Below are 11551 nucleotides of genomic sequence, written 5' to 3' on the forward strand. Positions count from 1 at the left end.
GGACATTTCCTTCAAAATGTCAGAGGACGATCCGGCCAGAACGGCGAGGAGGGATGATGCTGGGTCTCAAGAGGCGTCGTCCTGGGGATATCACCGCGGGTGATGGGCGCGACCGCCTTGAACGAGGACGTCATGTCGAACCAACGGCTTTTGATGGCGGGATCTTCCGCCGCTGTGCTGCTCGCCCTCTCGACCGTGGCCGCGTCGAGCCATGCCTTCGCAGCGGACACCGCTCCGGCTGATCCCTCGACCTCGGTCGATGAGATCATCGTCAAGGCGCGCGACAAGGCCGGTCTGCTGGAAACCAGACCCAACAATACGGTCTTTGGTCTGGACAAGCCGTTGCTGGAGACCCCGCGCTCGGCCAGCTTCGTCAGCGACACCACGCTGCAGCGCTATGGCATCCAGACCATCGACGGCCTGACCAAGGTCTCGCCCGGCGCCTACACCGCCAGCTTCTACGGCGTGCCGGGCGCACTCAACATCCGCGGCACTCTGGCCGAGAACTATTTCCGCGGCTTCAAGCGCATCGAAAACCGCGGCACCTATTCGACACCGATCGGCGCGGCCGACCAGATCCAGATCGTCCGCGGTCCGCCCACCCCGATCTATGGCTCGGGCAAGGTGGGCGGCATGCTCAACTTCATCCCAAAGTCCGGGAAGAATGAGGGCGGCTATCTGAGCGAACCGACCGCCGAGGTCACGGCGACCTACGGCTCGTACAACAAGAAGAACGCCACCGCCCAGCTTGGCCTGCCGGTGAACTTCGGCCCGGTGACCGGCGGCGTCTATGCTTATGGCGAGGTCGAGGACAGCCACAGCTTCTACAAGGGCATCTATCCGCGCCGCCAGACCGGCGAAATCTCGGCCGACTTCGAGCTGGGTAACGGCTGGAGCACGGCCTTTGGCGGCATGAAGTACCATTCCGACGGCGACGTGCAGACCGCTGGCTGGAACCGCCTGACCCAGAACCTGATCAACAATCAGACCTACACGACGGGCCGCGACACCACGCTGAAGGATAGCGACGGCAACGGCCGAATGACCCTGAACGAAATCAGCTGCAACAGCGCCAACCCCTACTATTACGACCCCACCTTCAACCCGCTCTACATCCCCTATTACAACTTCTATAACACCAACGCCGCGCATATCCTGGACACCGGCCTGGGCACGACCAAGCTGTCACCGCGCACGGTCTATATCAGCCCGGCTGACTTTTCGAAGACTGACACCAACACCCTATATTTCGACCTCGCCAAGGACCTATCGCCGACCAGCGCGATCAAGGCGCAGCTGTTCTATGACGACCAAGAGAACAAACGCTTCGTTTCCTATGGCTACCCTTCCTGGGTCGACAGCCAGGTCTGGGAAGCTCGCCTGACCTACAACTTCGCCAACGACTTCATGGACGGCCTGGTGAAGGCCAAGTCGTTCATCGGCGCCTCATACCGCGACTTCTCGGGCCGTCGGCGCGAGAGCTACAACAGCGGCGTGATCGCCCTCGATCGTCGCGACATCGCCCACGGCGCCACGGCCGCCGACATCATCGACAGCCCGTTCACCACCGAGACCGGCGCGGGCGTGCTGGGCTTGGCCTGGGAGAACGACAACAAGACCGACTGGACCCAGCAGGGCGTGTTCTTCACCACCGACATCCTGATCGGCGACAAGCTGAACCTGATGCTGGGTGGTCGCTATGACGACTACGACGTCACCTCGCACGACACTGGCGTGCTTAGCTACCAGGCGTCGGGCGAGCAGAAGGCCAGCAAGGGCAAGGGCACCTATACCGCCAGCGCCACCTACAAGCTGCCGGCCGGCCTGATGCCCTACATCACCTACGCCAAGGCCTCGGCCCTGGAGATGAGCCAGGCGGGCGACGTGGCCGCAAGCCTGGTGGCCGATCCCAGCGACGCCTGGCTGTCGGATAGCGACCTCGCCGAGGCCGGCGTGAAGTTCCAGTGGTTCCAGGGCACCCTGGTCGGGTCGCTGGCCGGCTATCGCCAGAACCGCACCCAACTGACCGGCATCAGCGGCACTCCGACCGGCACCCGCGCCAAGGGCGTCGAGCTGGAAGTCCGCTGGCTGGCCAGCGAGAACTTCAGCTTCACCTTCTCGGGCAACAGCCAGCACACCACGGTAAAGGGGCCGGACACCTCGTTCCAGTATATCCCGGCCTATACCGCCGGTGTCCCAGGGTCGCAGGCGTTCGGCGGTACCTATGTGGTCTGGAGCTTTGGCGGGCCGAGCGGTCTGCCCGGCCGGGGCGGGGACTATGACTACACCCTGATCCCGAAATCGGTGGTCAGCCTGTACGGCGCCTATACCAGCGACGACTACGACTGGGGCAAGGTCGGCGGCACGTTGGGCGTCACCCATGTGACCAAGACGGCCGGCACAGTGCGGAACGCCGTGACCTATCCGGCCTATTACGTCGCCAGCGCCTCGGCCTATTACGAATATGGTCCGTACACGGTGACAGGCAACATCGATAACCTGTTCGACAAGCTCTACTTCACGCCCGACGCCGACAGCTACGCCAACCTCGGCGCGCTGCCCAGCAAGGGCCGAGAGTGGCGCGTGACCCTGGCCCGCAAGTTCTAGTTCCCACTTTCCCCGCCGCCTCGATCGGGCGGCGGGGACTCGCTTAAGCATGGAGGCTCGCACGCCCATGTCGACGACGATCCCGTGGAGGTCCTGGCTGCTGCTCGGCGCGCTGAGCCTGCTGCTGTTCCTGATCACCGCCTCGACCTTTTCGTCGCTGGGGGTCGTGCTGCCGGCGATGATCAAGGAGCAGGGCTGGGGCTTTGGTCCCGCCTTCCTGGGATTCACCTTCCTCGGCGCGTTCTGCGGGGCCTCGTCCAAGCTGCCGGCCATGCTGATCCGCAAGATCGGGGTGCGTGGCACCATCATCGCCGGCTCGGCGGTAATGGTGGCGGGATTTGCCTGCCTCGCCGCCTCACCGGGCCTGACCGTTTATCTTGTCGGCACGGCGCTGTTGGGCGTGGGCTACCAGATGATGGCCCTGATCCCCGGTACCCACGTGCTGTCGATGCTGTTCAAGAAGCGCGCCCTGCCATTCGGAATCTATTTCACCATCGGTTCGCTGGGCGGCGTCGTCGGCCCTTGGATGGCGGTGGAAGGCATGAACCTGGCCCATGGCGGCTGGCGTCCCTACTGGTGGGCCCAGGCCGTCGCTTCGGTGGTGGTCGGCGCCCTGTGCGCGGCCTTGGTCGGTGGCCAGGCCTGGCTCGAGGCCGCGGCGGTCGTCACCGACAAGGCCGTGGCCGAAGACATCCAGGCCGCCCCCGTCAACGCCAAGGTCTACCGCACCGCCACGGACTGGTCGGTGAAGGAGGCGATCGCCACACCGCAGTTCTACGTGATCCTGGCCGCCTATTTCGCCCACCTGCTGGGTGGGGTGACCGCCGTCAGCCTGGCGCCGACCCATTTCAGCGAACTGGGCGTGGTCTCGGCCGTGGCGGTGGCCGCCATCAGCCTGGAATCCCTGATGCAGGTGGTGGCCCGGATGGGCGGCGGCTTGCTGGGCGACCGGGTCGATCCGCGCTGGCTGCTGGCCGGCGCCCAAGGGATGATGGCCGTCGGCCTGCTGGCCCTGGCCCACGCCACCACCTGGCCGCTGATGATGCTGTTCGCCGTCGGGGTTGGGGTCGGGTTTGGCCTGACGGTGCTGGCGGTCAGCATCCTTCTGCTCAACTATTATGGTCGCAAGAACAACCTGGAGATCTTCTCCCTAGTCTGCCTGATCGGCGCGGTCTCCGCCCTGGGGCCGGTGGTCGGCGGCGTGATGCGCGACCGCCTGGGCAGCTTCGTCCCAACCTTCCAGGTGTGCGCGGCGATAATCGGCGTAATCTTCATCGCGGCGCTGTTCATGCGGCCACCGCGCAAGGCCATCGCCCAAGAGCTGGTCGCCGAACCGGTCCCCAGTATGCTTCAAGACGCCGCCTAAGGAGGAACCCATGTTCCACAGCCCATCCAAGCACAAGGACTTCGGGGTCTTCCTGCCGGTCGCCAATGGCGGCTGGATCATCTCCAAGACCACGCCGACCCTCGACGGCCTCTACCAGCAGAACAAGGCCGCAGCGGTGACCGCCGATCAGGTCGGCATGGACTTCGTGATGTCGATGGGCAAGTTCCGCGGCTTTGGCGGCGAGACCGACCATTGGGGCACGGCCCTGGAGTCCGTCACCATGATGGCCGGCATCGCCGAGGCCACCAAGAACGTCCGCATCTGGGCCACCATCCATCCGCTGCTGCAGAACCCGGCGGTCGCAGCCAAGATGATCGCGACCCTCGATCACATCAGCGGCGGCCGGGCGGGCCTCAACATCGTGGCGGGCGCCTACAAGGGCGAGTTCGACCAGATGGGCGCTTGGGACGATAGCCTGTCCCACGACGACCGCTACGCCCTGACCGAGGAATGGACCACGGTGGTTAAGCGCCTGTGGGCCGAGGACAGCGTCGATTTCGCCGGCAAATTCTTCACGATGAAGGACTGCCAGTCCAAGCCCAAGCCGCTGTCCAAGCCGCGCCCGGAGATCATCTGCGCAGGCATGTCCGATCGGGGCTTCCAGTTCTCGGTGCGCGAGGCCGACGCCTGCTTCATCGGCGGCCGCACGCCCGACGAGCGCCGCGACGCCTCGCTGCGCGCCAAGCGGGCGGCCGAAGAGATGGGCAAGACCATCAAGACCTACGCCATGTGCACCATCGTCCACGGCGAAACCGACGCCAAGGCGCAAGGCCTGGTCGACCACTACAAGGACGGCGCCGACTTGGGCGCGATCCTGGCCATGCTGGCCAGTTGGGGCGTGCCGGCCGAGAAGCTGGATTCGGTGGCCGCCCAGCAGGGCGCTTTCATGACCCAGACCGTGGTCGGCACGCCGGCCTCCTGCGCGGCACAGGTCGAGGAGTTTGTTACCTACTGCGAGCTCGACGGGCTGATGCTGATCTTCCCCGACTATGTCGAGGGCCTGACGATGTTCGGCGCCGACATCCTACCGAGCCTGCGGTCGGTGTATTCGTGAACGCCGTGAGCGCCGTGACCGAGACGCCCAACGCGAAAGAAGGCGACGACCTGGCGGGCTGGATCGCCCCGGGCCGCACGGCGGTGCTGATCATCGACATGCAGGTGGACTTCGCCTCGCCCGAGGGCGCGCTGGGCGGCTTCATTGACATGAGCGTGGTAGAGCCCGCCTTGGCGGCCGCCGAGAAGCTGGCGACTGACGCCCGCGCGGCCGGCGTGCCGGTGGTGTTCATCGGCCTGCACACCACGCCGGAGACCGACTCCGCCGCCTGGAACGAGCGCATGCGCCGGCGCGGGGGCGATCCGAACATCGACGCGGCCCTTTGCCGGGCCGGCGAGGTGGGGTCGGAGTTCTACGGTCCCAAGCCGCTGCCGGGCGAATTGGTGGTGCCCAAGACCCGATACAGCGGCTTCGCCGGCACAGATCTCGACGTCCAGCTGACCAAGCTTGATGTTGATACGTTGGTGGTGGCCGGCCTGACCACCGAGTGCTGCATCGACAGCACCGTGCGCGACGCCTTCAGCCTCGACTACCACGTCTTCGTCGCCACCGACGCCTGCGCCGCCTACGAGGCGGACATCCATGAGGCGTCGTTGAAGGTGATGGAGCTGAACAGCGCGATCCTGACCGATACGGCGGCGATCGAGCTCGCCTGGAAAGGGGCTGCTTGAGCATGGCTGACGGATTTTCGCAGATGGGCGCCAGCGCGCCCTACCAAGTCACCGAAGCCGACCGCGTCGCGATCGCCGCCGCGATCAGCCAGGACGAGATCGTCGAGTTGGCCCTGACCCTGGGCAACATTCCCGCGCCGTCGGGCAAGGAGCTGGAGGTCGCCAACTACGTCTACGACTGGATGGCGCGCGAGGGCTTTTCGCCGCGCAAGGTCGGGGCCACGCCGGAGCGGCCCAACATCATCGGCACGTATGGCGGCAAGGGTCCCAATACCGTGGGGGGCAAGAACCTGCTGTTTACCGCCCACCTCGACACCGAGGCGCCGACCTGGAACCCCGATCTGGACGCCTACAAGTACAGCCCCGAGACCCTGGCCAATCCCGAATGGGAAAAGTGCTGGCTGGAGGACGGCAAGCTCTATGGATACCCGATCGCCAATGACCGCGGCCCGATGAGCTGCTTCATGATCGCCGCCAAGGCGCTGAAGACCGCCGGCTACGAGCTGGCCGGCAAACTTTATCTTACGGCCTGTCCCGGCGAGATCGGCCCCGAGCCGATCGAGGAGCACCGCGGTGTCGCCTATATGGGCAAGGACATCGGGGCCCACTACCTGTTCCACCACGGGGGCGTCGCCCCCGACTACGCCATCGCCGCCGAGGGCTGCGACTTTGGCCTGACCTGGGTGGGTTGCGGCTATGCCGTCTTCCGGTTCCAGGTCTGGGGCGACGGCGTCTTCACCCCGCTGCTCGACCATCCGGAGACCTCGGCCCAGCACCCCAACCCGATCTACAAGATCGGCAAGCTGACCGACGCCATCCACGCCTGGAGCGGCGAATGGGAGAGGGCGAGCCAGTATGTCAGCCCCGGCGGCGTGGCCAATCCCAAGTCGCAGATCGCGGCGATCCGCGGCGGCATCCCGTTCGCCTTCGGGGCAGGCACCGAGCTGGTGAACCTCTATCTGGAGGTGGGTTTGAACCCGAAGCAGCGCGTGGCCGACATCCAGCATTCGCTGGAGGCCATGGTCCGCGACAACGGCCTGGGCCGCATCGACATCGAGCCGGTGGTCGTGCGCCACGGATTCGAGGCCGACGCCCGCGAGGTGGCGCCCCTGGTCGCCGCCGTGGACGACGCCACCAAGCTCAGCCTCGGCCATCCTGTCGCCCTGGCCAATCCGGTCTATTCGAGCATGTGGCGCGATCACAACGTCTTCAACATGCACCGCATTCCGGCCATCACCACGGGCTTTCGCCGCTGGCGGCCGACGCCGCAGGATCTGGTCGACAGCGCTTTGGTCTATGCCCTGACCGCTCTGGCGGTGTGCGGCCGGGCCAGCCCCGCTGAGGGCGCGAAGCGTCCGGCCTCGGCGGTCTATCCCGACAACCCGTTCGGAAACGACTGATGGGCGTCTTGAGGAAAAAGGGCGCCTTGCAAGAGATCCCGCCGCCGGAACTCGCCGATTTCCGCAAGGCGATGGGCAGTTTCGCGGCCGGGGTGACGGTGGTCACCACCTGCCAGGACGAGCGGCTGGTCGGCACCACGGTCAGCGCCTTCAGCGCCCTGTCGCTGAACCCGCCCCTGGTGCTGGTCTGTCTGAAGCGCGACAGCCGCACCCTGGCGGCGGTCAGCGCGACGGAGGTGTTCTGCGTCAACATCCTAGCCGCCGACCAGGGGCCTTTGGCCTACGCCTTCGCCAAGTTCGGCTGCGACGACCGCTTTGCCCTGACCGCTGTCGAGGCGGGGGTCTGCGGCGCGCCGGTGCTGGCCGGCTGCGCGGCGGTCATCGAATGCGATCTGCACGACGCCCATGACGGCGGTGATCACGTAATCCTGGTCGGCCGCGTCCTGCGCGTCATAGCCGACGAAACCAAGGCCCCGCTCGTCTATGTGCGCGGCGGCTTTCTTAACGCTTAGGGAGCCCGGCTCATGACCTACGACGTCCTCGACGTGAAGCCGATGACCCGCCGGATCGGCGCGGAAATCTTCGGCGTCGACCTCAGCCAACCCCTGTCGAACCGCCAGTTCGAGGAGGTGCACCAGGCCCTGACCCAGTATCAGGTGATCTTCTTTCGTGACCAGGAGATGGATCACGAGGCCCACAAGGCGTTCGGCCGCAAGTTCGGAAACCTGGCCATCCATTCGGGCGTGCCGGGCCTGCCCGACCACCCCGAGATCGTCGCCATCCACGCTGACGCTGATTCCAAATTCGTGGCTGGCGAGAGCTGGCATTCCGACCTGACCTGCGACCCCGAACCACCGTTAGGCAGCATCTTGCATATCAAGGTCCTGCCCGACGAAGGCGGCGACACCTGTTTCGCCAGCATGTACGCGGCCTATGAGACCCTGTCGGACAAGATGAAGGCCTATCTGGAAGGGCTGTCGGCCGAGCACGACGCCAATCTGGTCTACAAGGCGATCTTCCCGGACATCGACCGCAAATATAATTGCTCGGTGCACCCGATCGTGCGCACCCACCCGGTGAGCGGTCGCAAGAGCCTGTTCGTCAATCCATCCTACACGACCAAGATCATAGGCCTGCCCAAGGCCGAGAGCACCGCGATCCTGGCCTATCTGTACCAGCACGCCGGCAACCCCGACTTCCAGGTGCGCTTCCGTTGGAAGAAGAACTCGGTGGCCTTCTGGGACAATCGCTGCACTTGGCACCAGGCGATCTGGGACTATTTTCCGGATACGCGCACGGGGTACCGGGTGACGGTGGCGGGCGACAAGCCGTTCTGAAAGATCGCGATGACGCGTAGGCCTGCCTGTGGTACGACTGGGTCGTACCAAAATGGGAGCGCCAGATGGCCGCTGTCGAAAAGCTCAGCATCGCTCTGACGCCCGAGCTGACAGCCGATATTCGGCAGGCGGTCTCCACCGGCGAATATGCCTCGACCAGCGAAGTGATCCGCGACGCCCTGCGCGCCTGGAAACAGGTTCGCCAGAGCCGTGCGGCGGCTGTCGAGGGTCTGCGCCGCCTTTGGGTGGAAGGTGTTGACGGTAACGAGGATGCGGCGCTCCACGCTGAGGACATCAAGCAACGCGGCCGCGCGCGCTTGGCGACGCTGGAAGTTCGCAAGGCCTAGCCATGGGGCGGGTCACGCAGACACATCGGGCCAAGATCGATCTCGACGACATCTGGTTGCAGATTGCTCTGGACAGTCCGGCGGCCGCCGACCTGCTGATCGATAGGATCGTCGATCGATGCAACGCCCTGGGCGACCATCCTCGTCTAGGTCCCGCGCGCCCGGAGATCGCTCCGGACGCCCGCATGCTCGTGATTGGCGGCTATCTCGCCCTCTACCGCCTTCGAGGCGACGGCGCCCAGATCGTTCGGGTCGTTCACGGCGCGCAGGAAATCGAGGGCTTGTTCGAAGCCGATTTGGAGCCGTGACCCTTATTCCCGCGTGACGCTTTCCGGGATGACCGGGCTGGGACCCGCCTTGCCCCACAGCAGGATCTCGTTGCCCCAAGGGTCGCGGAAGGCGTGGTTGTAGCCGTTGAACTCCGACCAGTAGTGGTCGCGCCACAGCTCGGTCGCGCCCAGCTTGACGGCGGTGTCGAGGATGCGCTCGGGCGTGTCGTCGTCGCCGATCAGCACCCAGATGCGCGGCTTGCGGCCGTCGGTCGCCAGGTGGCGCGGCGCGACGCCTGCGGGCTCGGGATGGGGCCGGGCGTTGGCGGACTTGAAGATTCCCAGGTGCAGGTTGCCGATCTCGCTGTCGGTCCCATCGGGCTTCTTGAAGAAGCCGCCGGGCACCATGCGGTGGTATTCGCCCTGGGGCCGGGCGTCGTTCTCCCAGCCGAACACCTCGGCGTAGAACTTGCCAGCGGCGTCGGGGTCTTCGGAGGCAAGGTCGACGAAGATCAGGGTATTGGTCATGGTCGGTTCCGTCAGGCGGGGGCGTCGTCAAAGCCGATCGACAGGGTGAGGTTTTTCCAGGCGTCGATATCGGCCTGCAGGTCGGCGGCGGCGTAGCCGGCATAGGTCAGCGCATCCCCGCCCAGCAGCAAGTGCAGGGGCGGAGCGTCGGCGTCGGCGATGGTCAGGACGGCCTGGGCCGCCTTGGCCGGGTCGCCCGGTTCGTGGCCGGCATGGTCGGCCATGATCCGCTCGGCGTCGCGGGCCAGGCCGTCATAGTCGGCGAGCTTGATCGCGACGATCGCCTTGGAGCCCGTCGAGAAGCGAGTGCGCAGGCCGCCCGGGGCGACGTTGGTGACCTTGATCCCCAACTCGGAAACCTCGGCGGCCAGGGTCTGGGTCAGGCCCTCCAGCGCCCACTTGCTGGCGCAATAGACGCCAGTGCCGGCCCAGACCGCCAGCCCTGACACAGAGGTGATGTTGATAATCCGCCCTGCGCGACGGGCCCGCATGGCCGGTAGCACGGCCTTCAGCATCGCCAAGGGCCCGATGAGGTTGGTTTCAAACTGGGCGCGAACCTCGTCCAGCGAGGCCTCTTCCACCGCCCCGACCAGGCCGTAGCCGGCGTTGTTGACCAGGATGTCGATCTGGCCCGTGAGCGCCGCAGCTTGCGCGACGCCGGCCTTCACGGCGGCCTCGTCGGTGACGTCGAGCACCAGGGCGTGGCCGCCCAGCAGCTCGAAAGCGTCGGCGTCCCTGGCCTTGCGCACCGTGCCGACCACGGTGTCGCCGCGCGCCAGCGCCGCCAGGGCGATCTCGCGCCCGAGGCCTCCGGAGACGCCGGTGATCAACCAGGTTTTGGTCATGTGTCGTTCCAATCAAGCATCACTCGCATCCGTCTTCCCGGCCAAGGTCGGGACGCAGGTTCACCCAGAGCGGCTCGTGGGTTTCATCTGGGCCCCGGCCTTCGCCGGGGAAGCGGATTTTTAGTTGAATCCGAAAGTGATCTGGAGCCTAGACTGGCTTGTCGCCCTTCACCCACAGGCGGTGCATGGTCCGGAAGTACTGGGTGTCGTCATAGAGCGTGCCGGTATGCAGGGTGCAGCGGTTGTCCCACATCAATAGGTCGCCAGCCCGCCACTTGTGGCGGTAGACAAAGTCGTCGCCGGTCATGAACTCCACCAACTCGTCGATAAGGGCCAGGCCCTCGGAACCGGGTTTGCCGATAACCTCGGTGACGGTTCCGGTCGACGGCCACAGCGCCTTGCGGCCGTCGGCGGGGTGGGTGCGGATCAGCGGGTGCTCGACGTCGGGATTGGCCGCCTCAAGCTCCTGCGACAAGGTCTGCTGCTGGCCAAACTGCCGGGTGGCCATGAAGTGCTTGTAGCTGTGGTGCAGGCTCAGCGGCAGCAGCTCGGCCTGCTTCTCCGCCGACAGCGCGTTCCAGGCCGCGCAGCCATCGGCTAGCAGGGTGTCGGAACCTTCGTCGGGCACTTCCACCGCATACAGCATGGTCAGCATCACCGGCTCGGGCTTGTAGCTGTAGTCGGTGTGCCAGCCGACGCCGTCATTGTGGGCGCCGATCGGCTGGCCGTCGACGAGCCGGTTGCTGAGGATGAAGATCTTCGGATAGCCGGGCAGGGTGAACCGGGTCTGAGTATGGTCTTCGGCCTCGCCGAACCGGCCGATGAATCGCATCAGATCGTCTGGCGTCATCGTCTGATCGCGCAGCACGATGGCGCCGTGGCGGTGGAAGGCGGCGACCACCGCGTCGATCTTCTCGTCCGTGGCCGTGGGTAAGTCGACGCCGAGGATCTGGGCCCCAAACCCAGGCTTCAGTTCCGAAAAGACGAGGTCGTCGGCGAGCGTCATGTCCACGGGGCGATCCTTAGAGCGGGTGTCGTGATCAGACACTAGGCGTCGTCCTAGGGCGCGTCTTGCCTGAGTGCGCCCGATCCCTTTCCGTGCGCGC

12 protein-coding genes are annotated in these 11551 nt (G+C 65.7%); 9 read left to right on the forward strand and 3 right to left on the reverse strand.

What is annotated here, in order from left to right; all coding sequences use genetic code 11:
* Positions 1–132 precede the first annotated feature (132 nt).
* The 9 genes from ACP696_RS00240 (at position 133) to ACP696_RS00280 (ending at position 9111) form a co-directional block, all read left to right on the forward strand.
* The gene (locus tag ACP696_RS00240) at positions 133–2607 is read left to right on the forward strand and encodes a TonB-dependent siderophore receptor (protein ID WP_426011847.1); all 2475 of its coding nucleotides are present in this window, start codon (positions 133–135) and stop codon (positions 2605–2607) included.
* A 67-nt stretch (positions 2608–2674) separates the two neighbouring features.
* Positions 2675–3973: a CynX/NimT family MFS transporter gene (locus ACP696_RS00245; protein ID WP_426011789.1), complete on the forward strand. Its 1299-nt coding sequence runs from the start codon at positions 2675–2677 to the stop codon at positions 3971–3973.
* A gap of 10 nt (positions 3974–3983) precedes the next feature.
* The gene (locus tag ACP696_RS00250) at positions 3984–5048 is read left to right on the forward strand and encodes an LLM class flavin-dependent oxidoreductase (RefSeq protein ID WP_426011788.1); all 1065 of its coding nucleotides are present in this window, start codon (positions 3984–3986) and stop codon (positions 5046–5048) included.
* Between the two features lie 5 nt (positions 5049–5053).
* Complete coding sequence (locus ACP696_RS00255; RefSeq protein ID WP_426011846.1) at positions 5054–5719, forward strand: cysteine hydrolase family protein; 666 nt, start codon at positions 5054–5056, stop codon at positions 5717–5719.
* A 2-nt stretch (positions 5720–5721) separates the two neighbouring features.
* Positions 5722–7119, forward strand: coding sequence for a peptidase M20 (locus ACP696_RS00260; protein WP_426011787.1), 1398 nt, complete (start codon positions 5722–5724; stop codon positions 7117–7119).
* The gene (locus tag ACP696_RS00265) at positions 7119–7631 is read left to right on the forward strand and encodes a flavin reductase family protein (protein ID WP_426011786.1); all 513 of its coding nucleotides are present in this window, start codon (positions 7119–7121) and stop codon (positions 7629–7631) included. The genes ACP696_RS00260 and ACP696_RS00265 overlap by 1 nt, the downstream gene beginning before the upstream one ends.
* A gap of 12 nt (positions 7632–7643) precedes the next feature.
* Positions 7644–8456: a TauD/TfdA dioxygenase family protein gene (locus ACP696_RS00270; protein WP_426011785.1), complete on the forward strand. Its 813-nt coding sequence runs from the start codon at positions 7644–7646 to the stop codon at positions 8454–8456.
* Positions 8457–8521: 65 nt separating this feature from the next.
* Positions 8522–8803 carry a type II toxin-antitoxin system ParD family antitoxin gene (locus tag ACP696_RS00275; protein ID WP_426011784.1) on the forward strand — a complete coding sequence of 94 codons (282 nt, stop codon included), beginning with the start codon at positions 8522–8524 and terminating at the stop codon, positions 8801–8803.
* Between the two features lie 2 nt (positions 8804–8805).
* Positions 8806–9111 carry a type II toxin-antitoxin system RelE/ParE family toxin gene (locus ACP696_RS00280; RefSeq protein ID WP_426011783.1) on the forward strand — a complete coding sequence of 102 codons (306 nt, stop codon included), beginning with the start codon at positions 8806–8808 and terminating at the stop codon, positions 9109–9111.
* A 3-nt stretch (positions 9112–9114) separates the two neighbouring features.
* Here the strand turns inward: ACP696_RS00280 and ACP696_RS00285 are convergent, their stop codons facing one another.
* The 3 genes from ACP696_RS00285 to ACP696_RS00295 form a co-directional block, all read right to left on the reverse strand.
* Positions 9115–9600, reverse strand: coding sequence for a VOC family protein (locus ACP696_RS00285; protein WP_426011782.1), 486 nt, complete (start codon positions 9598–9600; stop codon positions 9115–9117).
* A gap of 11 nt (positions 9601–9611) precedes the next feature.
* Positions 9612–10445 carry an oxidoreductase gene (locus ACP696_RS00290; RefSeq protein ID WP_426011781.1) on the reverse strand — a complete coding sequence of 278 codons (834 nt, stop codon included), beginning with the start codon at positions 10443–10445 and terminating at the stop codon, positions 9612–9614.
* A gap of 148 nt (positions 10446–10593) precedes the next feature.
* Positions 10594–11451 carry a TauD/TfdA dioxygenase family protein gene (locus tag ACP696_RS00295; RefSeq protein WP_426011780.1) on the reverse strand — a complete coding sequence of 286 codons (858 nt, stop codon included), beginning with the start codon at positions 11449–11451 and terminating at the stop codon, positions 10594–10596.
* Between the last annotated feature and the right edge of the window lie 100 nt (positions 11452–11551).

The organism is Caulobacter sp. DWR3-1-2, from assembly GCF_049896225.1.
GTDB lineage: Bacteria > Pseudomonadota > Alphaproteobacteria > Caulobacterales > Caulobacteraceae > Caulobacter.

Coding starts and splice junctions, on each gene's coding strand:
- ACP696_RS00240 (WP_426011847.1), top strand. CDS start 133: ATGTCGAACCAACGGCTTTTGATGGCGGGATCTTCCGCCGCTGTGCTG.
- ACP696_RS00245 (WP_426011789.1), top strand. CDS start 2,675: ATGTCGACGACGATCCCGTGGAGGTCCTGGCTGCTGCTCGGCGCGCTG.
- ACP696_RS00250 (WP_426011788.1), top strand. CDS start 3,984: ATGTTCCACAGCCCATCCAAGCACAAGGACTTCGGGGTCTTCCTGCCG.
- ACP696_RS00260 (WP_426011787.1), top strand. CDS start 5,722: ATGGCTGACGGATTTTCGCAGATGGGCGCCAGCGCGCCCTACCAAGTC.
- ACP696_RS00265 (WP_426011786.1), top strand. CDS start 7,119: ATGGGCGTCTTGAGGAAAAAGGGCGCCTTGCAAGAGATCCCGCCGCCG.
- ACP696_RS00270 (WP_426011785.1), top strand. CDS start 7,644: ATGACCTACGACGTCCTCGACGTGAAGCCGATGACCCGCCGGATCGGC.
- ACP696_RS00275 (WP_426011784.1), top strand. CDS start 8,522: ATGGCCGCTGTCGAAAAGCTCAGCATCGCTCTGACGCCCGAGCTGACA.
- ACP696_RS00280 (WP_426011783.1), top strand. CDS start 8,806: ATGGGGCGGGTCACGCAGACACATCGGGCCAAGATCGATCTCGACGAC.
- ACP696_RS00285 (WP_426011782.1), bottom strand. CDS start 9,600: ATGACCAATACCCTGATCTTCGTCGACCTTGCCTCCGAAGACCCCGAC.
- ACP696_RS00290 (WP_426011781.1), bottom strand. CDS start 10,445: ATGACCAAAACCTGGTTGATCACCGGCGTCTCCGGAGGCCTCGGGCGC.
- ACP696_RS00295 (WP_426011780.1), bottom strand. CDS start 11,451: ATGACGCTCGCCGACGACCTCGTCTTTTCGGAACTGAAGCCTGGGTTT.